Consider the following 20,751-nt stretch of genomic DNA (forward strand, 5'->3'; position numbering starts at 1 on the left):
AGAGCCAGCTTACTGGCGGAAGCCAAAGCCCGATTGGCTACCATTGCGAAAATGGTCCGTTCGACCAGTATACGAAACTGGCGATCGTTCATCTTGTTCATCAGGGCCTCATCAATGCCAAGTTTCTTCCATAGCTGGTCTAGAAACCAGGTCCCACCCAGGGAACGACTGGAATTCAGCGTAAGGTTAGGAGCAGAACCTTCGCTACTTGCACCAGAGAATCCCTCGCCCAGGAAACGGTGAATACTGGCGGCTAATCGGCGGAGAACCTCCAAATCTAATTCATCCATTCGGCCAAAGTTGTAAAGAATCTGGGCTTGTGGCTGACCGGATTTTGGATTGCGGATGTTATGGGCAAGTTGGACATATTTGGTAACAGTATTGTCTTTATTTTTGCGGGAAGTTACTCGTATATACATGCCTACATTATACCACAATATACAATATTAACTCAACATTTAATTAACATTAGTGATATTTTATCCACAAAAAACGTGTGCCTACGCAATTTTTAGATTTTGCCTTGTGGATAACTCTCGAAAGCCTTATTATTTAAGGATTCTCGTTTTTATAAATGCCTAAAAGTCACGAAAAACTGTCGAACCCGGGCGCAGGCGGGGGGAGAAAACAGTTGCTAATTTTACATGCAAAATATTAATACAGGATTTGGCAAAATAAAGGAGAAATTATTCATTTGTAACCAAGCCGAATTAATAAAGAGGTGCAGACAATGCCGTCGATAAACAACGAAATAGAGAAAAAGCTCTGGAATGCCGCCGACCAGTTGAGAGCCAACTCAAAGCTCAAGGCTTCCGAACCTGAACTCCGATACATTATGATTGCGCTCTATAAGACGCTGACGAGGCGCAGCCAGAGGGCATATCTGACGTGGAGGCGGTTTAGGATGCTCCTTGAAAAGCACCCGATAGCGGAACCGAGGATATATGTGAACATCTGGCAAGCTGCGTAAGGTTTATATGAAGAGCCCAATGCCTTAATAGGGCACGTTGGGTTCTGTGAGGGGCGTGGACGGCCTTCTCACATTCAACAATTCATTGAAAAGTGAGGTGGAAGTCGAGCGTCTACTCGACAAATCATGAGAAAAGAAGGGCTTAAAGAAAAATTTGCAGAATATAAAAAAGCGGTAAATAAACTTAAGGAAGCATTGGAAGAAAACGCATCCAATCCCTTGCTTTATGACGGGGTGATGCAGCGCTTTGAGTTTACCTATGAGCTGGCATGGAAATTAATGAAACTTTACCTTGAATCTGAAGGTATCGTAACTGTAAACTCACCACGGTCAGCTTTTAAAGAAGCCTTTGCAACAGGGATTATCATAGAAGGTGAAACCTGGATTGACATGATTAATGCCCGTAATCTAACCGTCCACACATATAACGAGCAAATGGCCAAAGAGATTTATGACAAAGTGAAAGATAAATACTATCCCGTATTCGTTGCCTTTGCCAACAAGATGGAGGAAAAAATCCAATGAATTTTGGGCTGCCGGAACAAATCATACAAGCGATAAAAAAAGAACTGCAAAAAAGAGAAAATGTGACCAGAGCCGTTGTTTTCGGCTCCCGGGCCCGGGGGGATTACAGATACAATTCCGACATTGACCTGGCCGTTTACTGCGAGGGGGAACTGCCGCCCGGGTTGTGGCTGGATCTGGACGAAGCGGCGGGTATCTACAAAATCGACGTCATAGACATGAACGGTCCCCTGGACGAAAAACTGCGCCAGAGGATCGAAGAACAAGGTATGGAAGTTTACCGCCGCAGCTGAACAAGTAAAACCAGAACAACAGGTGATAAAATGATATTTGCCAGGAATACGCCGAACAATGCAGGAGTGGCCGTTTATGGCGACCACATGGATTTTGAAAACCTGTACAAGGCATTGCATACAGTTGTGGGAAACGAGGATGAATTCATCGAATGCGGCGCTGCCAGCATAAGAGTTTTAGGCATATGCTACGATCTTCGTCATGCCTTGATGGGAGACCGTGAGATAGAATTTATATACAATGGCATGGATGAAGAAAAGAAAAAGCGCATGTTAGTGCTCGCCCCGGACAAGAATGTCTACTTGAAAATACGCGTGTTGTGGCCTGAAATGCTGTTTGTCACTATAGCGTTGAATGAATTCATGGAGCTATACGCTCAAAAACTGGCCAAAACAAGATACGGCATTGACCTGTTCGTTTCAAATAAGGTTATCTGGGATCACTCCATCGCGCAAGTGCGCATGTTGCAAGCCGCCGTGGCCGAATGCCTGAAACAAACCGTATCAGACAATATATATGCAAGAATACTGAACATATTGAACGGCAAATTTGTATATGTGGACAGGTACATTACCCAGTACCTGGACATCCTCAATGAACGATTCATAAAAATGAGCAAGGAAAAGCGGCTGAAGAATTTATCAACAATCGCCAAGCGGATTGTAGAGCGGGGGCAGGAATACCGCGATTTAGAACTTCAATTGAGGGAAGATGCCAAGAAATATAACTGCAGCGTGGACGATTTAAGATTGGATCTGGATTTTCCTGAAGATATCGAGTGGTAAAGTGGGGCAATTTTCCCAAATATATGGTTTTGCCACTCACATGCTTGTTCCGAAGGACATATTATATAGGGGATAAGTCCGGTATTTAAGAATCCGCGGCTAATCCTCAATATATATGGTCAAGGAGTGAATTAATTATGGCAAAACCAGCTCAACCCTGTCAATGCTCCCCTTACCAGAGCATTTGCTGCTGCGGCCCGCTCAACGGCATTTCGGTGGTGCAGCCTTCCTGTCAAAACCTGCCCGACGGCAGCGTGGTTAACAACCCGGCTTTTGTACCTGGTCTTAACAAGTCCTTTTGGACGTATAAATTCATTACCGATTGCGGTCAAGGTACCAGGGCCATCAGCAATTTTGGAATTCCCATTTGCGAGGTGCTCATGGCTGAACATGTCACCGTGAGCGAAAAGATCGACGGCTGCGGCCAGTTCCTCTCCGTTCCTTTCAGCCTCACCGTCGACGACCCCAACCTCGGGCCAGCCCCGGACGGCTTCCAGTGGCTGAAGGTGGAAACCCAGGAACGTTATGAAAAAGGCATCAGCGTAGAGTACCGCATAGAACTCCTGGGAGATTACCCGGTTGCGGTCCAGCCCATCAAGGTCAAAGCCGGCTCCAATATTAACACATTCTCATGTTCGAACTGTTATGAAGTGCCGGACTGCAACCCGCAGGGGAAACTGTCCGTTACCAAGGAATGCGGCCACACCATTATAGACAACCAGGCAGTACTCAACTACAATGTGGCGGTGACCAATACAGGCAACGCATCGCTGGACAACGTCCAGTTCCAGGACACCGTGTATGTGCCTGTGCAGCTGTCCCTCGGGGCCATTACCGTAACCCCCGCCACTTTAACAGTAAACACCGGCACCCCCGGCCAGATAACGATCAGCGGCAATTTGGGCACGATCCTACCGGGCGAGACCGTCCATGTACTTTACCAGATTCCGATCGCCACCGTGACCATTCCCGGCAAGTACAAAATCAACAATACCGCCAGCGCGGCAGCCGAAGGCACCAAGGATTCCGCCAGCTGCTCCACCAATCTTGATGTGGTCCAGCTCAGCGCCGACAAATGCTGCCTGATTGAGGGCAATAAAGGCGTCTACACCTTGACCCTGTCCAGCGTTGGCCTGTCACCGGACGTCACGGTGCATATGTTTGACCGCATGGAGGTGCCAGCCGGAGTGGTGGTGAAGTTCCTGGATTTGAGCGGGTGCGAGGGGTATTTTTCCGGCACCACCAACCCGGTTCCGACCAACACCAACATTCCAGGCCCGGCCAGCTTCGATTTCATCTGCAAGAACGCCGTGGTACCGGCCGGCGGCAGCTATAAAAAGCTCGGGACCTTTATCCTGGTGTCCAGCTCGGTGGTGGGAACGACGACCATCATGAACACCATCACCGACGTTGTACCGGTTGACCCGGCCGCCCAGGTGTTCCTGGGAGTCAGTGGGATACCGGCTGTGGCGCCTGTCGATGTGCAGTTAAATATGGTATGCGGGAAACCATGTTAGTAGTAAATCTGGCTTAAATAAACCGGGCTGAGGCTTCGCTTAAGGTGGTAAGGTGGCAAAAAAGGGGTAGCGCCGTCAGACCGTCGCTTACCCCTGCCTTTTTAAGACCTGTTGCTATATTTCCGGCTCAATCCTAAGTTCTTCGGATGGCACCGATTGTTGCCAAACCGATATTGAGGTAGAATATATATAAAAAATTAAAAATTAACCAACAGTGCGGTTGGGAGGTTATTACTTGTTGTACCCATTCGATGCGGTTTATAACATGGATAAATTCTGGATAATTGCGGCCTTACTAGGCGCCATAGTCCTGACGACAGCGCTGACTGTTTTCATACATTGCGGCAATCTGCCCCGGCCACAAAAAAACACGCTGTATGTGTTGCAGGCCGCAATACTTGCTGCACAAACCGGCCAGTTTTTAACGGTTGTATCGACGCCGGCGGAGATGGACCTGTTCATCAAGATACAAAGCATTGCCCTATGCCTGGCCAGCTCTTCTTTTTTTTTCTACTGCCATACGGCTGTCCTGAAACGATACCCAGGAACATGGCGCGTTCTTTCAATGGGATGGGTGCCTTTTCTCGGTACGGGAATGATATTGTCCAACAGCGCCCATCATTTGTTTTATACCGTGTATGAGCCGGTGCCTTTTAATTTTAAGTTTAACTCCGGTTATGCCTTTATAGCTTTATGCAACTATGTGCTGGTCTTGATCGGTCTTGCTTTAATATATTTTTCACAAAGGCGAAAAGGGCATCCGAACCGAAAGCTGGCAGGAACAGGCATTATTGCCATGCTCTTTGTAGCCTTGCTTGACGGGTGGGAACAAATGACATCTTTTGGCATTTATGACCTGACGCCAGTCAGTTTTGCAGCCTTCCAGGCAGCTATTTTGATAGGAAACCGGGGGGCAATCGGTTATAAAGCCGTTTTGAGCAACAGGCTCCAGGCGTTGGATTGCATCAACGAATCGATCGTTATCACGGACCATCAAAACACCGTTCTCTACTCCAATAGAGCCCAGCTCAATAATTTGCTCAACATAGGGGAAAACAGGGACCTGGCCGAAATAATAGCCGCAGCAAACATGAGCCGGGGCTGTCAGGAAAACCCTATTGGGCAAGAGGCAGCTTACGCCAGCAACAGAGAAACCTGTTCCGGGAGTGTGGTTTTTACGTTTCCCGAACTGCCGGCCCCAATGCATTGTTCATATTATATCCAGCCGATAGGCAAAGACGGCGACGGCAGCGGAGGTATGCTCCATGTGTTTCGGGACGTCTCGGAATACAAGGTGCTTATTGACCAGCTCGAACAAAAGCAAAAGGAACTCATGGCCTTGACCGACCGGTTGCAGAAATATGCCGGTGTTGTAAGACAGTTGGCGGAGGAAAGGGAAAGGCAGCGGATAGTCCGGCATGTCAACAGTGTTATAGGGTATTCGATCAAGCAAATTGCCTGCAATCTAGAAAGCCTGGAGTCCCTGCGGGAAGGGGAGACGGTTCTGATGAAGGAAAGAATACGGGAGTCGATCGACAACGCCAGCCAGGCCATCAAAAGGATACGCGAATCGATTGCCCCGCTGGCTGCAAGGGACCCCCTAACGACAAATCGGAAAGGGGGGGGAGCCGGATGGTCCGGGTCCTGATAGCAGATGACCATGCTTTGCTGGCGGAAAGCCTGCAATTTATTTTACAGCAGGACGACGACATTGATGTGGTGGGCATTGCCGCCAACGGCAGGGAAGCGGTGCAAATGTGCGAACGGCTGGCGCCGCAAGTGGTCCTGATGGATATAAAGATGCTGGAGTGCGACGGGTTGCAAGCGGTCGAACTGATCAAACAGTCCTGGCCGCAGACCAGAATTACGATGCTGACGACATTTGAAGACAAGGACAACATCTTGGCCGCGCTTATGAAGGGGGCCGACGGCTATCTCCTTAAAGACGTGCGACCGCAGGAACTGGTCCTGGCCATAAAATGCATCGACAGCGGATTTTGCGTGCTGAACGGTTCGGTAAAGGACGTGCTGCGGGAAGAGCTGAACAATCTGACCATAAGGAGCGGGAACCCGGTCTTTGGGCGGCTAAAATCAGAGGATATCAGAATTATAGAACTGATCGGCGACGGGAAGAACAATAAGGAAATCGCCGAGATCATGAATTATTCGGAAGGGACCATCAAGAACAGGATATCGCGCATCCTGGAAATCATCGGGGCAAAAGACCGCACGCAAATCGTGCTTTTTGCCCTGAAGAACGGTCTTCTCTAGCTTCTCAAGATTTATCTGACGTAAAGTTAGTGTAAAAGGCTGGTTTGTGGTCAGATGTCGTTTGATTTAGAATGGTTGTACGATATTTTCATTTTAGAAATATGGCACGTTTTTTCCATCATAGTGGCCGTTGCCCTGGCCTGCTATATTTACCTGCAGGCGCGAAGAAACGCGCTGTTTTATCATTATATGCTGCTGCAAGGTATTCTGCTGGCCTGGTTGATATGCAAGGTTTTCAAGACAGTGGCGCCAACGGTGGAATTGAAATGGGCATTTATTGTGGCTCAATACCTGCCGGTTTGTTTCATGGGCAGCGCCCTGTTGATGTTCGGCTATGTCTATGCCAGGGGTAGACCCCTGTCCTGGCGGTTCAGCATTCCCTTGAACATACCTCCGGCTTTATTTTTTCTTGTTGTCGCCACCAACGAAAAACATCACCTGTTTTATTCTTCTTACGACTTTTTGGGGGATACCTTCGGCCCGCTTTTTTATGCCTATACGGCGGTGACTTATCTGTACCTGGCTATAGGCATAGGATTTTGTGCCACCAGGTTCCATCGGCAGCCGGGCAAGAAAAGCATGCAGGCCAGGCTGCTGACAATGGGTATTATCATACCTTTAGCGGTTAATGCCCTTTATATCGCCGGGCTAATTGAACCGCGGTTTGATTTAACGCCGGTGAGCTGTAATGCTTCGCTGGCTCTTTTCGCTTACGCCATATATAAATACCGGTTTCTGGACATCGTCCCCCTGGGCATCGCCTTGTCCTTCAACAATCTGCAGGAAGGGGTCATGGTTTTTGATAAAAACGGGCAAATTCTTGACTGCAACAAGGCTTTTTGCCATATGTTCGACCTTGCTGAAAACGATATGGAACATGGGACTGTTGATGGGCTGGACAGGTCGATAGCCGCGGTCTGCCGCGAGGAGCGGATCATCAGGAACCTGATGGACGCAATGCCCAAATCGCAGGGGCTGGCAGTCAGCCGCGATCTTATTGTAACCGGCGCAAAATACAAGTACCTGACCGTGCAAGTAAAGCCGCTGAAAACATCCGGCAAAGGGCAAGAGCGAGGCACCGGTATTTGCATTTGTTATGACAACAGCGAGTACCGGGAACTGATCAAACAGTTGGAAAAGAAAAACAGTGAACTGGGATCGCTAAACAGCAGGCTCCGGGAACACGCAGAAAACCTGAGACAACTGGCGATTATCGGGGAGAGAAACAGGATGGCGCGCGAAATTCACGATGTTCTGGGACACTCGCTGGTCCTTGTGTTAAAAATCCTGGAAAGCAGTTATTTACTCGCGGATACCGACTGCGTCCGGGCCCGGGTCAAAGCTCGGCAGGCCCTGGACTGTGCAAGGCAGGGATTGGATGAACTCCGTAACGCAAAGTCCGGTGGAAAAAACAGCGCATCCCTTAAAACCATTGAAGCGCTGGAGGGCGATTTGGACCGCCTGGTGGGCAAATACAGGCAGGCCGGCATGAAAGTGGACTTGATGATAGTTAGTGGACACCGCCGGGGGTTGCCGTCCGATTTGTACCACACCATTTACAGGATATGCCAGGAAGCACTGACAAATTCATTAAGGCACGGTAGAGCAGAACAAGCCACAGTTTACCTTAGGTTCAACGCCAGGGAAACGCAGTTGTATATTCTCGATAATGGCAGGGGCTGTCCGGAAATTAAACGGGGGAACGGATTGAACGGCATGGAGCAAAGGCTAAAGGACCTCGGTGGAACACTGACTTGCGGATCTCAGGAAAGAGCCGGTTTTATTATCCGCGCCCGCATTCCGTACTGAAAGCGCTGGGCACATCAGGGATCAAACGGAACGGGGTTTTGGCCGAAAGTCATCCGCAAGTATGGCTGCCAGTCACTGCAAAACTATGACTTTTACACCTTGTCAGGGATGGGCCTGTAACAATAGAATTGAGAATATGAAACAGATGTTTACTACGAGGGGTGTTAAGGCAGTGAGAAAACATATGGCAAATATTCTGGCAGTGTTGACCCTGTCGGCAGTTTTGGCCTTAGCAGCAGGATGCGCGAAGGGGAAAAGCGCCGAGCCGCAAAAACAAGGGCCAGGGGATTTGAACATCAAATACACCACTGACACCAAACAAAGCGTCAAACTGCCGGAAGGTTACCCTGCCGACCATTTCCCCGTTTACAAGGACGCGTTTATTATGGCGGTGCAAAGCAATGAAAACTCTTTTGTGGTGACCTGCTTCAGTAAGGACTCGTTGCAGAAAGTAAGCGCTTTCTATAAGGATTTGTTTAAAAATTCTCAGGTGATCTCCCTTACGGAAAAAGATGACGAGTATACCATTCTGGGAGTAAAAGACGGTTATACGTTTACTGTCTGCGCAATCAAAAACACCGACCAGGACAAGGAGTTAAAGGATTATCCGACTTCACTGCTCATTAACCTGGTTCCGGCTCCCGGCGGCATGCCTGAAAGCCTGAAGGGCATGACCGGTAATACGGCTGTTCCCAAGAAATGACAGAGAGCGGCGGCGAAGGGCAGGTCAAATAGACAAGGGGAATGGGTTGCTGATTTGCTTATGAAGCGTTGGTTTAATACGGGACAGTATCCCTGGATGGAGAAGGCCGGTAAACATTGGGGCTGGTTGTTGCTGGCCTTTTTTAGCCTGGATGCCGGCTGGCTCTTTGGCAGCCTGGCGCTTTGGGCGCTTGCCGAGCCTGTCCCCATAGGGTTGCAGGCCGTTTTTACCGTTGTTTCTTTATCGTTGGGGTTGGTTGCAGCCGCATTGTACTTCAAAAAAACATTCAGCCCCGAGCGACCAGTGCTGTCGGTCATACCGCCGCTGTTGAGCGGGGCTTTGGCCGTTTCGGCCGTTGTTGCCGTTATCCCTCCGGCAATGAAGGGCTGGTTATACTTCCTGGCCCGGGTGCCCGGTGACAGGCCCTTTCACAGTTTCGCTGCCGGTCTGTCGCTGGGGGCGATGCTGTTTCTGATTTCAACGGTCGCTGTGTTTGCTTGCTTTGCTGCCATAACCTTCATGGCGTATGGGATCCCGGCCCGCCGGACAGGGCGGGCGGCAGCCGCGCTGGCAGCCGTGTGCCTGAAAAGTTTTCGGTATTTTCTGCTGCTGGTCCTGGGATGTATCCTGGCCGGCGGTTTATTGTTTGGTTTGCTGAGACTGCTGGAATCATGCCTGGCCAATGTTCTGCCCTACGGTTTCTTTTCCAGGTATCTTACAGGCATGTTGTTGGCCGGCGGCAAGACTGCATTTGCCATTTTCTTGATTTGTTGCACTCATATCTTATTAGCCCGGGGCCAGGATGCATTCAGGGAAAGACTGGGAAAGCCGGGGCCGGGCTCGTTATGGTTCCCCCTGGCAGCAGGGGTATTAACGATTGCCTTTATTTCCGCCGGTATCGTGCCGCACCTGGATGCAGCCAACCGGTTTACGGATAGCATCCAGGCCAGGATAACCAGGGCCGATAACCTGAGAAACCTGGGACAGGGATGGGCGGCTTCGGCGGAATATATCAAAGCCAAGGCTGACCTGCTGGCATTTCAAGCCTACCTCACGGGGCTAAAAGAAATAACGACGCAAGGCGACCTCAAAGCGGCGCCCGTTCTTTTTGACCGGGCGGAGGAGATTTATCCCAACTCGCCGTATGTACCGTATTTCAAAGGTATGCTGCTCAGGTTAACCCGCCCGCCAGGCGAGCTCAACTTCGACCTTATCAAGCTGTTTGAAGACGCCGCCGGAAATCCAGCCGTTATCCCAGAAGCCAGGCTGTGGACCATTAGCGGTCTGCAGGCTGCCGGGGAAACGGCCAGGGTCGCCGAAGTGCTTAACCTGGCAATTGCCAGGGGAGTGTTTGTCGATCGGTTTGCCGGTTTATGGCGTGCGGGGGAAAAGAGGCTTGCTTCCTATCTGCAAGAGGTAAGGAGACTGGACGCCCTGCTGGAAGAACGGCAGCTTTATGTCATCTTACACAAGACGGAGCATGAGAAAGAAAGCTCTATCCTGTCGGAGCTGCTGGAGTACGCTGAACGAAACCCTGACCCCGAAACCTGTTATCAGGTGGCGCTGATCGCGGAACGCATACCCGATCCGGTATATATGTATGAATACACAAAAAAATATCTAGCCGGCAAGGCCAGAGATGAGGGCGGCCGGGAAGACGGTCGACAGGAGATTCAAGCAGCGCTGTTCGCTTCGTATATGTATGTCAAATCCGGACATGCCGCAGAAGCGGAACAACTGATGGAATCTATGTACCGGAAATATCCCGACCATGGCGATATTGCCTGCGATTATGTTTTCACGCTCCTGGAAAACAGGAAGCCGGCACGAGCCGCGGAGGTCGTTGGCGAATTCATGGGCGCCGCCGGGGAACAGGCCGATCCACGTCTTCTCTACCTGCTGGCCGTGGCTTGCCTGGAAAACCGGGATTACCAGGCTGCCCTGGAGGCTGTCTCCAGTCTCTGCCAGCATATTAATGCCCTGGGTCTGGATCAGGCGGCCGTTGGTGCGGCAGATGAATTCCTGTACCGCATTTTGCTGGAGTACCAGTATCTGTGCGGCCGGGAGCCCGAACAGATGAAAGCTTTTCTATCCGAACTGGAAAAAGAGAAAGCCCCGGCACTCCTTTATCATTACGTGATGGGCCTGGAAGCCAGGCAAAGGGAAAACTACGGCGAATCCAACCAGCACTTTGAACAACTTTTACAATTGAATCCAGCCCTGGCCTATCCATATTATCTGCTGGGCGTCAATTACAACGAAATGGCCGGTTATCTCAAGAACGATTGTTACCCCATGGCCGAGAAGTCTCTGTTGCAGTTTCTTGAACGCCGTCCGCAGTCGATCGAGGGATACTTTTGCCTAGGCAGCGTGTACAAACACATGGGCGATTTGACCAGGGCTACCCGGGCCTTCCGCAAGGTGGCGGAGTATAACCCTTACCGGGATAACCCCTTGTATGAACCTTACGGATTGCACAACCATGCGCTTACCGAGCTATGGAAAAACAGAGAGGGAGAGCAGCAATAATATGTTGGTGACAGGTTTGCTGGTAACAGGTGGAGCATTGCTGGAGATGGCCATATCGGGGTTTAAGGCCTGGGTCGCGGGGGTTCTGGCGGCAGGGGCTGCCATGGCGTTGCTGAGCAGCCATCCGGTCAGAAGCAGGCTCTGTCGTACGGCCGCCGGCCTGTGCAATAGCACCCGGATGATGGCCATATCGGCGATGCTTGTTGGTATAGTCCTGGCTGCACCAGCGGTTTTCGGCCCCGGCGAAACAGAAAGGTTGGACCGGGAAGTGAAAAAGAGCGCTTCTTTACTGGCCGCCGGCGACCTGGACGGTGCCGAGCGGTTGCTGGACACCCTGGCAGACAAATACCCGGAGGTTCCCCAAATCTGGTTGAACCTTTCCACCGTGTATCTGAAAAAAGGGAAACCGGAAAAGGCGGCAGCGCTGCTCGAGGCTCGCAAACAGTACAGGCTGTTCAACGCCGACGAACTGTTCAACTACGCCATGTCGTACTACCAGCGAAAGCAGTACCAGGAAGCGCTGATTAATCTGAAAAAGGCCTTGCAGCAGGACCCGGACATGGTGGATGCTTTCCTGTATGCAGCCGAGTGCGCCCGCCGGCTGGGGGATTATAAGGCGGCCCGGCATTTTGCGCGGCAGTTCGTGGAAATGAAACCTCAAATACCCCTGGGGCATTTACAGCTGGCCAGGGTGCAACTGATGGTTATGAACTACCGGGGAGCGCTTGTTGCCCTGGAAACAGCCCTGGCGTTGAAGCCGGATGAACAGTTGAAACAGGAGATAATAGGGTTGAAGGAAGAGGCGAATTATTATTTGCGGCAGGCCGGGGGAACCCAGTGAACAACGGATGGAGCAAAGTCGCGATAGGGATGCGATATTCTGGTCAGGCAAGGGGAAGGTAGAGACGAAATGCCGGAAAGTTTATCAAGGCCCAGAAAAAGTTCAAGAGTTATTGGTGCCGTCTTGATACTGGCTTTGACGGCGGTGTTTTGTTTTGGCCCTGAAACATCCCTGGGCGGGGTTGTTTCCGATGTGTTCGGGCTGGATGGTCTAACCGGCAAAGTGGCCGACGATGTATTTGACGGGGGATGCAAGCTTGTTGGCGGTACCACCTACAACCTGGGCAAAAATATTTACGACACGCTTACCGGTGCCATCAATCTTCTTGCGGGCGACCACACCACTGCAGGCAAAGTGGCGGGGTGGACGGAAGTCGCGTTGAACGCGGCGTCGGCCGGGGTGATCATTTACACGCTGGCTACGGGAACGGCGACCATTCCGGTCATAGCGACAATAACGATTACCGTTACCCTCGCCAAGGCCGCAGTTGAGAGCCTTAAGAACATTGACAAGATTTTTTCCTGGCTAAAGAAATACCTGGGAGATGCAGCCAGAGGGCTGCTCGATGTCTACAAGCCGAACATCTACATTTACTGCGAACAGGATCTGGAGGTCCGCCTGCAGCTTGAGCCGTACAGCTATATCACCGCCTCGATTCCGGAGTATGAGCCGGAGGCGGGATGGAAGGCCGAGGTGCGTGGAGGGTCGATCAACGGGCAAAACGACTACCTGTTTTATGAGGCGAGGGTGCCTGGAATAGGATTCCAGAGAGAAAAAGGGCTGAGAATAAACGGGCGCAGCCTGAGGCATGATTTGTACCGCCTGATGGAATCATACGGCTTCAACGCCAGGGAAACTGCCGATTTTGTCGAATACTGGGAGCAAAAGCTCTCCCCTGCGGGCAATTACATCTTTTATCCCCAGGGCACGGACATAATTGAAAACATCATGCCTTTGACCGTGACGCCTAAGCCGGCCAGCGTCTACAGGCTGTGGTTCCTGATTGAAAAGGACCGCGGCCAACCCTGCGAAACCGTATTCCCCATCGAAAAAGTGACCCGCAGCCGTTTTGCGGTAGTGGAGTGGGGCGGGGTTATGGGCGAAGAAGAATGAGGAATACTGGGATTTTATACAGGGGGAAATGAGAAAAAATGCAGCTATTGTCTCTCCGGTTGCTCTTTAAGCTTTAGCGGCGGTGCAATTTGGGGCAAGGCTTCCATTTCCCGGAACAGGAATATGGCGGTTAGCGTTACGGAGAGGGCGTCAGCGATAGGCGCCGTGCGCCAGACGCCGTTGATCCCCCAGAAACGGGGCAGGACCAACAGCAGCGGGATGAAGAACAGCACCTGCCGGGACAGACTGAGGATTGCCGATTGCACCGGTTTGCCCACTGCCTGAAAATAGTTGGAAGACAGCACCTGGAACCCGAGCACCGGCATCAGGGCAAAATAGACCAGCATGGCATCAACAGTCGTTTTGATGAGTTCGGTATCACCTTTGGTGAACAGTCCGACGAGTTGTGCCGGCCAGAGATGAATAGCCACATAACCGGCCAGGGCTATGCAGGTGCCGGCAAATATGGCTGTTTTCAGGGTTTTCTTAACCCGGTCATACTGCCGGGCGCCATAATTGAAACCGATGATGGGCTGCGCCCCCTGGCTCAAGCCGATGATGGGCATGAACATAATGGTATTGATGCTCATCATGATGCCCACTGCCGAAAGCGCCATGTTGCCGCCGTAGGAAATCAGCGTCTTGTTGAACAAGGTCTGCTGGATACTGGTTGCTATTTGCAGCGCAAAGGGAGCAAAACCGATAGCCATTATTTTGCCTAATACGGCCAACCGTGGTTTCAGGTTGGCTGTTTTAATTTTCACCGTGCTCCGGCCGGACACAAAATACCAGATCACCCAGAGCGCGGAGCAAAACTGGCCTGAGACCGTGGCCAGCGCGGACCCTTTGATCCCCAGCCCCAACTTGAAGATGAACGTGTAATTCAAGACGAAATTGATTGCGGCACCGATTAATTGGGTCAGCATAGCGACGCGGGGGTTGCCTTCAGCCCGGATGAAGTTGTTCATCCCCATGCTGACGGAACCGAATGCCGACCCGAGCACGATGATGTGGGTGAAATCCCGGGCGTACGGCAAAACCTCACGGTCGGCGCCGAAAAACACCAGGATGGGGTCGGAAAACAGCAGGTATATCACCGTTATCAGCAGCGGCAGGATAACCAGCATGGCCGCGCCGTTGCCGGCCACCCTTTCCGCTTCTTCGGGCTTGCGTTCTCCCAAGTGGATGGAAATCAACGCCGTTGCTCCCACCCCGATCAGTATGGAAACTCCCATCATGATGATCATAATGGGAAAGGCCACCGTTGTGGCGGCAATCGCGATGGAACCAACGCCCCGTCCCACGAATATACGGTCCACAATGTTGTAAAGCGAGTTGATTAGCATTCCGACAATGGCCGGCAGGGAAAAATTCCACAGCAGCCTCCCGATGCTTTGTTCGCCCATCTCCATGCTGTGTTTCATCTGTTTCATCCGCCTTTACATTTTATTGAGGAAGGTTACTGCATAACGCAGGCTTTGCATAAACTGTTCCAACTCCTGCGGGTCGATACCTTGAAAAAAATCGTTCAGCTTGCCGGCGTAAAAATCCATGGCCCGGTTCATTTCCTCCCTGCCGGCATCACTCAAGGCAATTAAAAATCTTCGGCGGTCGGCAGGATCACTTTCACGGACGACAAATCCCCGCTCTTCCAATTGATCGATCAGCGTGGTCAGGCTGCCTTTTTCGATATCCAGCCTTTTGCCTATTTCCGTGGCTGTCAGTCGTTCGTTGCGGTAGAGGAGGTTGATGATCTTGGCGTGGTTTTTTTTCATCCAGGGCGGGGATTTATATTCTTTGCGAAAACGGCACAAAAATTTCTGGTGGAACATACCCACCAGGGAGTACAACAGATCGTGGAGTTCTTTGGCTTTCATGTCATCCACGTGTCTCACCCGCCAAATAGTCAGAATACTTAATGTTAGAATTCTAACATATATTATACCCGGATGCTGTTTTTGTCAATACCGGCAAGGGATATTTATGCAAGGAATGGGTTTGAAAATCAGGGCTGATAAAATATAATTGATGGGAAGGGGCTATCAGGCAATCTCGGTCAACCGGCCGATTATCCGGAGGTGAAGCAATATAATGCAATACATTCCATTGGGCGGAGCGGATGAAATAGGTGCTTCAGCCCACTTGCTAATAACTGGCGGCAGCGCGTACCTTGTGGATTGCGGCCAGGGACAAGCCGGTCCGGAACGTTCCTTGCCTGATTTGGCGCTGATGCAAGACCTGCTGGAAGGCAAAAAGCTGGTAGCCATTTTCTTGACCCATTCCCACTTTGACCATATCGGCGCCCTACCGCTGGTATGCCAGGCTTATCCGGGAACGCCCGTTTATGCTACACCCGCCACGTGCGATTTGACCCGCGTCCTTTTGTTTGACAGCCTCAAAGTGATGGATATGCGTGAGGGAGAAGTCCCTCTTTTCGACGAGGAGCTGGTCAAACAGGCCTTGAACAGCCTGCGGCCGGTGCCATTGGGAAGTTTTGTGCTGTTGCCGGATGGGACCAAGGCCCATTTTTTTCGGGCAGGGCACATCCTGGGCGCTGCAATGATCGGTATGGAAACCGCGGAGGGCAGAGTGATTTTTACGGGAGATTTTTCCCTGTCGGGGACCAGAACGATAATGCCGGCAAAACTGCCCGACTTTTCGCCCCATCTGGTTATTGCCGAGTCAACCTATGGCGACCGCCATCATGCTGATCGCAAGCGCGAAGAAAACAATTTGGTTGCCAAAATTTTTCAAGTGATCCAGGACGGCGGTCATGTCCTGGTTCCTGCCTTTGCTCAAGGCCGGGCCCAGGAAGTATTATACCTGCTTCGGTTGGCGCGTTTAAGACAAAAGGACAATGAAAAATTTCCCGTATGGGTTGACGGGCTGATCAGAAGCATAAATACAGTATATTTGAATCACGCAAACCAGTTGTCGAAATTCCTGCAAAAAAGAATTCTCAGCGGTCAGCATCCTTTTTACAGCGACTCGGTGAGGGCAATCGGCAGCCCGGCAAAAAATGAACGGGAGGCAGCCCTGGCAGGGAAACCCGCTTGTTTTATCAGCAGTTCAGGAATGCTGACCGGGGGTGCCAGCGCTTATTACGCGGAAAAATTATTGAGCAGCGAAAAAAATGCCATCCTGTTGACCGGCTATCAGGACGAGGAAAGCCCGGGCAGAAAAATGCTGGAGTTAGCAGACAAGCCGGCCAGCGAAAAGAGGATCCTGTTAAACGGTAAGGAAATACCTGTCGCGTGCAAAGTCGAAAAGTATAATTTATCCGCTCATGCCGATCAGCAGGAAATATTCGGATTTTTGACAGCAATAAAGCCGAAGAGAACCATCTTGACCCATGGCCAGGCGCAGGCCAGGGAGGCCCTGGCGAAAGCACTGCGAAATCGCCTGGCGGTTTACCTGCCCAAGAACGGAGAAGTGGTGGAATTCACGTTTGGCCTGCACATGGGGAAGCAGAAAACCGCCAAGGCAACTGCTGCAGGCGATCTGGCTGCCTTTTGGAAGGAAGCCTTGCTTTCCAAGGGGATAAAAGAGTATCATTTGGATGAAATAGCCGCGGAGATTGGTTGCGATGCCGGCACTCTTCGGACAAGGCTTGAACAGAGCGGATTGTTCAAGGAAATCTATCAGAATGTTTGGGTGCCCTTGTCTGAGGAGGAAATTGCTTTGCGGAACAAAAGGAAAGAACTCATGAATAGATTCAGCGATTTGACAGGCAAGCTGATTGCGGTCACTTATCGGAACAGTCCATGTCTGTCCTACTGCGTCTCCAAGGACGATTACGGGATCAATGTTGACCTGCCTGGTCAGACCGCTTATGTCTATATAAACGCGGAAGACATTATCGGTGAATGTGGGGACTTGCTGTCTAGTCGACCGCACGAAGACAGCGGCAACTGGCTGGAATTGTTGTTTGGCCCGGAGAATGCATCTATCCAGGAATTGCGGGTTAAGGCCCTTGATTCCTGGAAACGGATGACGGGTTTAGAAAAGCCGCGCTTTTCATGCTGGGAGCAGAATAAGACCAGAGAAATATTCATTGAGGCTTTGAAAAGCTACGATTTGAATAAACTGGGGATGAACCCTGAGACTGGCGAGGCGGTGCTTTATTTTAACTTTCCGCAAGCCTTGCCGGGGAGAATAAACGAGGTGTTGCTCGGTTTGCTGAAACAAACCGGTTGGACCTGGCGGATTAACCAGGAAACCAACCTGGAAGCGCTGAAAATGAAAATGGCAGAATTGCTGCCGGAGGGGGTTTCGCTTCTCAGAGAACCGTCAATTCACCGTGAACAAAGGAAAGTAAAAATTAAGATTATACTGGCGGGCACCCTGGATCAGTGCCGGCGGCAACAAATGATGCTGGATTTCAATAAGATGACGGGATGGGATCTTGAGGTGCAAACGGAAACACAAGCTGCCACTAGAGAGGTTCCCAACATAACCGAGGGTAAAATGGAGATCAATGCAGCGTTCAACCACATCAAAAACAGGCTTAAAATTGAAGGGGCAGAAATATACAAAACCTCCCTGGTGGAGGGCTCCATACGGGTGCAGTTTATCACACCCCAGGCGGCCGAGCCGTATAAGCAGGTGCTGAGAGAGCTGGAAGAGGAAACCGGATATGCGATCGGCGTTCATCCGGAACCCAATACATCCGCGCTGTTTCAAAAGGTGAGAGGCATTGTGCCATTCAAGAAAAATCCCAGTTTGTTCAAAGACAGGCGGGAAATCAAAATAACAGTCGATGGGCCGTTAGATGAGGAGACTAAGCAAAAGCTGGAGCGCTTTTTTGCCGAAACCGGGTACAAGGTTTCCGATTCAACTGTTTAAGAAGGGGCAAGTGAATAAAGGCTATTTTGCGAACTGCAAAGTAACGGTGAGCGCGGACAGCTATCGGTTAGATATGACGGGGCGTTGATTTGCCAGTGACAGAACCCATCTGGCTTTGTTGTCAGCAAAGCGCCCCAACACAGGGCGCCGCTGCTCATTGTATTGATAAACTGGGGATATGAAACGGCCGGCTAAACCAGGAGGCCGGTTCACCAGATCTCGTGTTTGAAAGCCGTTTCTCTCAACTCGGCGCGAAAATCGGGATGAGCGACCGCGATCAGGTTTTCCACCCGTTCCCTGATGGTCCGTGCTTTCAAGCAGGCGATCCCGTACTCCGTGACGACATAATCCACGTTGTTTCGCTGCAGGGTTACTGCCGCCCCGGGCGACAGCCAGGGCTGGATCGTGGAAATGGTCCCGCCTTTGGCAGTAGAATACACAGCGATGATTGACCTCCCGTTTTTGGCATGGATCGCGCCCACGGCGGTATCGGTCTGCCCGCCTGTCCCGCTGTAGTGTTGCGTTCCGATGGATTCCGAGCATACCTGGCCGGTCAGGTCAACCTGGAGTGCGGTGTTGATAGAGACCATGTTGTCGTTTTGGGCAATCACATAAGGGTCATTGACATAAGGTCCACGCATAAGAATTACCGAGGGATTCTCGTCGAGAAAATCATACAGTTTCTGGGAACCAAGGGCGAAAGTGCCCACGATCTTGCCGCGATGCAGGGTCTTTTTTCTTCCTGTAATTACCCCGGCTTCAGCCAGGTCCGCCATGCTGGTGGTGATCATTTCGGTATGGACCCCGAGGTCGTGTTTATCCATAAAGGGCTGGGCCACCGCATTCGGGATCGCCCCGATCCCCAGCTGGATCGTGTCGCCGTCGTTGACCAGGCTTGCCACATAAGCCCCGATGGTCCTCTCAACCTCGGTCACTTCGGACGGAGGAAGCTCGGGTATCGGTCTATCCACTTCAATAACATAATCAATGTCCCTGATATGTATTTCCGTATCTCCGCCGACGTTGGGCAGCCGTGGGTTTATCTCCATGATGACCAGGTCGGCTTTTTCAATGAATTCCTTTTCATACAAGACGCTGAGCGATACTTTCACATAACCGTGCCTGTCCATGGGCGTGGCGGTGCCGATAAATACCCTGGGGCAACTGACCTGCAGCTTGCGGGTCATCGCGTTGTGCAGGTGGCCGGGCTGATAGCTTACCGTCCCCAGGGAGTGAGCCGACCTGATCCCTCCACTGTAAAACCAGGATTTGGTGTGAAAATGGTTTTTGAGTTCGGGATTGGTGAAGAACTCGTACTTGCCCATTCCCAGGGAAAACCAAACCGTCACGTCCTCTACCCGGTCTTTAATGGTATGCAGCCGGCTCAAGACAGCCATCGGCTCCAGGCCGCAGAACCCCGCCACGATTTCATCCCCGGACCGGATAAGCCCCAGGGCTTGCTCCACAGTGATCTTTTTACTGTTGTACATTTGTTGAAACCTGTTCAGCATCGGTCGATCCTCCTTGGAAAAGCATGGTTCAAGGACGCAGGACCCAACGCTTTGTCCTGCGCCCTTGACAGCGATTGTTGTTGATTATTTCAGCGGCAGGCCTATAATCTCCCGGGCTTCATTGGGTGTAGCCGGTTCCAGATCGAGTTCCTTCATGATCCGGACCATTTTTTCCACCATTTCGCCGTTGCTTTTAGCCAGCACGCCTTTACCCAGGTAAAGGTTGTCTTCCATACCGACCCTGACATGACCGCCCAGCAGCAAAGCCATCGTCGCGCAAGGGTATTCCGCCCGGCCGGCGCCGATAACTGACCAGTTGTATTTGCCGGCGCCGAACAACCTGTCCGCAGTTAGATGCAGGTTCATGATGTCGTAGGGGGTTGAACCGATCCCGCCCAGAATGCCTGACACAAACTGCAGGTAGAGGGGAGGCTTGACAATTCCCTTGCTCAGCAGATAGGCGATGTTGTATAAATGTCCCGTGTCGTAGACTTCCAACTCCGGCTTGGTCCCATTTTCATCCATTATTTTGCAGATGGTTTCCATGGCGCCGAACGTGTTTTCAAAAATGAAATTCCTGGTCATATCCAGCATTTTGGGTTCCCAGTCGAATTTGAAGGAGGGGATTTTTTCTTTGACGGGGAACAGGCCCCAGTTGATGGACCCAGCGTTCATGGAAGCCAGCTCCGGCTTCAAGGCCGGGATCACGGCGGCCCGCTGTTCGACGGTCATCCCGGCGCCGCCGCCGGTTGTGATGCAGATTATCACGTCCTTGTTCTTGGCCCGGATCTTTTCGACAATCTCCCGGTACAGGTTAAGGTCAGGAGAAGGCGCTCCGTTTTCAGGATGACGGGCGTGAATGTGCACCGAAGCCGCGCCCGCATTGGCGGCGTCAATGGCGTTTTGCGCGATCTCGTCAGGTGTAATTGGCAGATACGGCGACATGCTGGGGACATGAATTGAGCCGGTGATCGCGCAGTTTATGATCCTTTTGTGGTCTGCAACAGCCATAATGATGCTCCTTTTTAATTTAATCGT

The 20,751-nt window shown here is 51.3% G+C and carries 18 protein-coding genes; 13 read left to right on the plus strand and 5 right to left on the minus strand.

Going from position 1 to position 20,751, the window contains the following annotated elements; genetic code table 11:
- On the minus strand, positions 1-419 hold a 419-nt coding region (locus NUV48_09815; GenBank protein ID MCR4442434.1), incomplete at its 3' end, for a transposase.
- Positions 420-730: 311 nt separating this feature from the next.
- Here NUV48_09815 and NUV48_09820 point away from each other — a divergent pair.
- From NUV48_09820 to NUV48_09875, 12 genes are all read left to right on the plus strand, one after another.
- Positions 731-970, plus strand: coding sequence for a hypothetical protein (locus NUV48_09820; GenBank protein ID MCR4442435.1), 240 nt, complete (start codon positions 731-733; stop codon positions 968-970).
- A gap of 126 nt (positions 971-1,096) precedes the next feature.
- A complete protein-coding gene (locus NUV48_09825) occupies positions 1,097-1,495 on the plus strand; it encodes a nucleotidyltransferase substrate binding protein (GenBank protein MCR4442436.1) in 399 nt (132 codons plus the stop codon).
- Positions 1,492-1,788, plus strand: coding sequence for a nucleotidyltransferase domain-containing protein (locus NUV48_09830; GenBank protein ID MCR4442437.1), 297 nt, complete (start codon positions 1,492-1,494; stop codon positions 1,786-1,788). Before NUV48_09825 ends, NUV48_09830 begins: the two co-directional genes overlap by 4 nt.
- Positions 1,789-1,818: 30 nt before the next feature.
- Positions 1,819-2,574, plus strand: a complete 756-nt coding sequence (locus NUV48_09835; protein ID MCR4442438.1) for a hypothetical protein — start codon at positions 1,819-1,821, stop codon at positions 2,572-2,574.
- 137 nt (positions 2,575-2,711) lie between these two features.
- The gene (locus NUV48_09840; protein ID MCR4442439.1) at positions 2,712-4,091 is read left to right on the plus strand and encodes a DUF11 domain-containing protein; all 1,380 of its coding nucleotides are present in this window, start codon (positions 2,712-2,714) and stop codon (positions 4,089-4,091) included.
- Positions 4,092-4,326: 235 nt separating this feature from the next.
- Positions 4,327-5,739, plus strand: a complete 1,413-nt coding sequence (locus NUV48_09845; GenBank protein ID MCR4442440.1) for a hypothetical protein — start codon at positions 4,327-4,329, stop codon at positions 5,737-5,739.
- The gene (locus NUV48_09850; protein MCR4442441.1) at positions 5,724-6,362 is read left to right on the plus strand and encodes a response regulator transcription factor; all 639 of its coding nucleotides are present in this window, start codon (positions 5,724-5,726) and stop codon (positions 6,360-6,362) included. Before NUV48_09845 ends, NUV48_09850 begins: the two co-directional genes overlap by 16 nt.
- Positions 6,363-6,416: 54 nt before the next feature.
- On the plus strand, positions 6,417-8,171 hold the full coding sequence (locus tag NUV48_09855; protein MCR4442442.1) for a histidine kinase: 1,755 nt from the start codon (positions 6,417-6,419) through the stop codon (positions 8,169-8,171).
- Positions 8,172-8,343: 172 nt separating this feature from the next.
- A complete protein-coding gene (locus NUV48_09860; protein ID MCR4442443.1) occupies positions 8,344-8,874 on the plus strand; it encodes a hypothetical protein in 531 nt (176 codons plus the stop codon).
- A gap of 60 nt (positions 8,875-8,934) precedes the next feature.
- Complete coding sequence (locus NUV48_09865; protein ID MCR4442444.1) at positions 8,935-11,403, plus strand: hypothetical protein; 2,469 nt, start codon at positions 8,935-8,937, stop codon at positions 11,401-11,403.
- Position 11,404: 1 nt separating this feature from the next.
- Positions 11,405-12,244 carry a tetratricopeptide repeat protein gene (locus tag NUV48_09870; protein MCR4442445.1) on the plus strand — a complete coding sequence of 280 codons (840 nt, stop codon included), beginning with the start codon at positions 11,405-11,407 and terminating at the stop codon, positions 12,242-12,244.
- Positions 12,245-12,313: 69 nt separating this feature from the next.
- Positions 12,314-13,357 carry a hypothetical protein gene (locus NUV48_09875; GenBank protein ID MCR4442446.1) on the plus strand — a complete coding sequence of 348 codons (1,044 nt, stop codon included), beginning with the start codon at positions 12,314-12,316 and terminating at the stop codon, positions 13,355-13,357.
- 44 nt (positions 13,358-13,401) lie between these two features.
- Here NUV48_09875 and NUV48_09880 read toward each other — a convergent pair whose 3' ends face one another.
- Both NUV48_09880 and NUV48_09885 read right to left on the minus strand, forming a co-directional pair.
- A complete protein-coding gene (locus NUV48_09880; GenBank protein ID MCR4442447.1) occupies positions 13,402-14,781 on the minus strand; it encodes an MATE family efflux transporter in 1,380 nt (459 codons plus the stop codon).
- 15 nt (positions 14,782-14,796) lie between these two features.
- Complete coding sequence (locus tag NUV48_09885) at positions 14,797-15,132, minus strand: MarR family transcriptional regulator (protein MCR4442448.1); 336 nt, start codon at positions 15,130-15,132, stop codon at positions 14,797-14,799.
- A gap of 316 nt (positions 15,133-15,448) precedes the next feature.
- Here NUV48_09885 and NUV48_09890 point away from each other — a divergent pair, with 316 nt between their 5' ends.
- Positions 15,449-18,202: an MBL fold metallo-hydrolase gene (locus NUV48_09890; GenBank protein ID MCR4442449.1), complete on the plus strand. Its 2,754-nt coding sequence runs from the start codon at positions 15,449-15,451 to the stop codon at positions 18,200-18,202.
- Between the two features lie 209 nt (positions 18,203-18,411).
- Here the strand turns inward: NUV48_09890 and NUV48_09895 are convergent, their stop codons facing one another.
- Together NUV48_09895 and NUV48_09900 are read right to left on the minus strand one after the other, a co-directional pair.
- Positions 18,412-19,713, minus strand: a complete 1,302-nt coding sequence (locus NUV48_09895; protein ID MCR4442450.1) for a 4-hydroxybutyrate--acetyl-CoA CoA transferase — start codon at positions 19,711-19,713, stop codon at positions 18,412-18,414.
- 84 nt (positions 19,714-19,797) lie between these two features.
- Complete coding sequence (locus NUV48_09900; GenBank protein ID MCR4442451.1) at positions 19,798-20,724, minus strand: 3-keto-5-aminohexanoate cleavage protein; 927 nt, start codon at positions 20,722-20,724, stop codon at positions 19,798-19,800.
- Between the last annotated feature and the right edge of the window lie 27 nt (positions 20,725-20,751).

This window comes from Peptococcaceae bacterium, from assembly GCA_024655825.1.
Classification (GTDB): Bacteria; Bacillota; Peptococcia; order DRI-13; family PHAD01; genus JANLFJ01.

What these genes read in the sequence shown, in the direction of transcription:
- NUV48_09820 (MCR4442435.1), top strand. Translation starts at nt 731, where the DNA reads ATGCCGTCGATAAACAACGAAATAGAGAAAAAGCTCTGGAATGCCGCC.
- NUV48_09825 (MCR4442436.1), top strand. Translation starts at nt 1,097, where the DNA reads ATGAGAAAAGAAGGGCTTAAAGAAAAATTTGCAGAATATAAAAAAGCG.
- NUV48_09830 (MCR4442437.1), top strand. Translation starts at nt 1,492, where the DNA reads ATGAATTTTGGGCTGCCGGAACAAATCATACAAGCGATAAAAAAAGAA.
- NUV48_09835 (MCR4442438.1), top strand. Translation starts at nt 1,819, where the DNA reads ATGATATTTGCCAGGAATACGCCGAACAATGCAGGAGTGGCCGTTTAT.
- NUV48_09840 (MCR4442439.1), top strand. Translation starts at nt 2,712, where the DNA reads ATGGCAAAACCAGCTCAACCCTGTCAATGCTCCCCTTACCAGAGCATT.
- NUV48_09850 (MCR4442441.1), top strand. Translation starts at nt 5,724, where the DNA reads ATGGTCCGGGTCCTGATAGCAGATGACCATGCTTTGCTGGCGGAAAGC.
- NUV48_09855 (MCR4442442.1), top strand. Translation starts at nt 6,417, where the DNA reads ATGTCGTTTGATTTAGAATGGTTGTACGATATTTTCATTTTAGAAATA.
- NUV48_09865 (MCR4442444.1), top strand. Translation starts at nt 8,935, where the DNA reads ATGAAGCGTTGGTTTAATACGGGACAGTATCCCTGGATGGAGAAGGCC.
- NUV48_09870 (MCR4442445.1), top strand. Translation starts at nt 11,405, where the DNA reads ATGTTGGTGACAGGTTTGCTGGTAACAGGTGGAGCATTGCTGGAGATG.
- NUV48_09875 (MCR4442446.1), top strand. Translation starts at nt 12,314, where the DNA reads ATGCCGGAAAGTTTATCAAGGCCCAGAAAAAGTTCAAGAGTTATTGGT.
- NUV48_09880 (MCR4442447.1), bottom strand. Translation starts at nt 14,781, where the DNA reads ATGAAACACAGCATGGAGATGGGCGAACAAAGCATCGGGAGGCTGCTG.
- NUV48_09885 (MCR4442448.1), bottom strand. Translation starts at nt 15,132, where the DNA reads ATGAAAAAAAACCACGCCAAGATCATCAACCTCCTCTACCGCAACGAA.
- NUV48_09890 (MCR4442449.1), top strand. Translation starts at nt 15,449, where the DNA reads ATGCAATACATTCCATTGGGCGGAGCGGATGAAATAGGTGCTTCAGCC.
- NUV48_09895 (MCR4442450.1), bottom strand. Translation starts at nt 19,713, where the DNA reads ATGCTGAACAGGTTTCAACAAATGTACAACAGTAAAAAGATCACTGTG.
- NUV48_09900 (MCR4442451.1), bottom strand. Translation starts at nt 20,724, where the DNA reads ATGGCTGTTGCAGACCACAAAAGGATCATAAACTGCGCGATCACCGGC.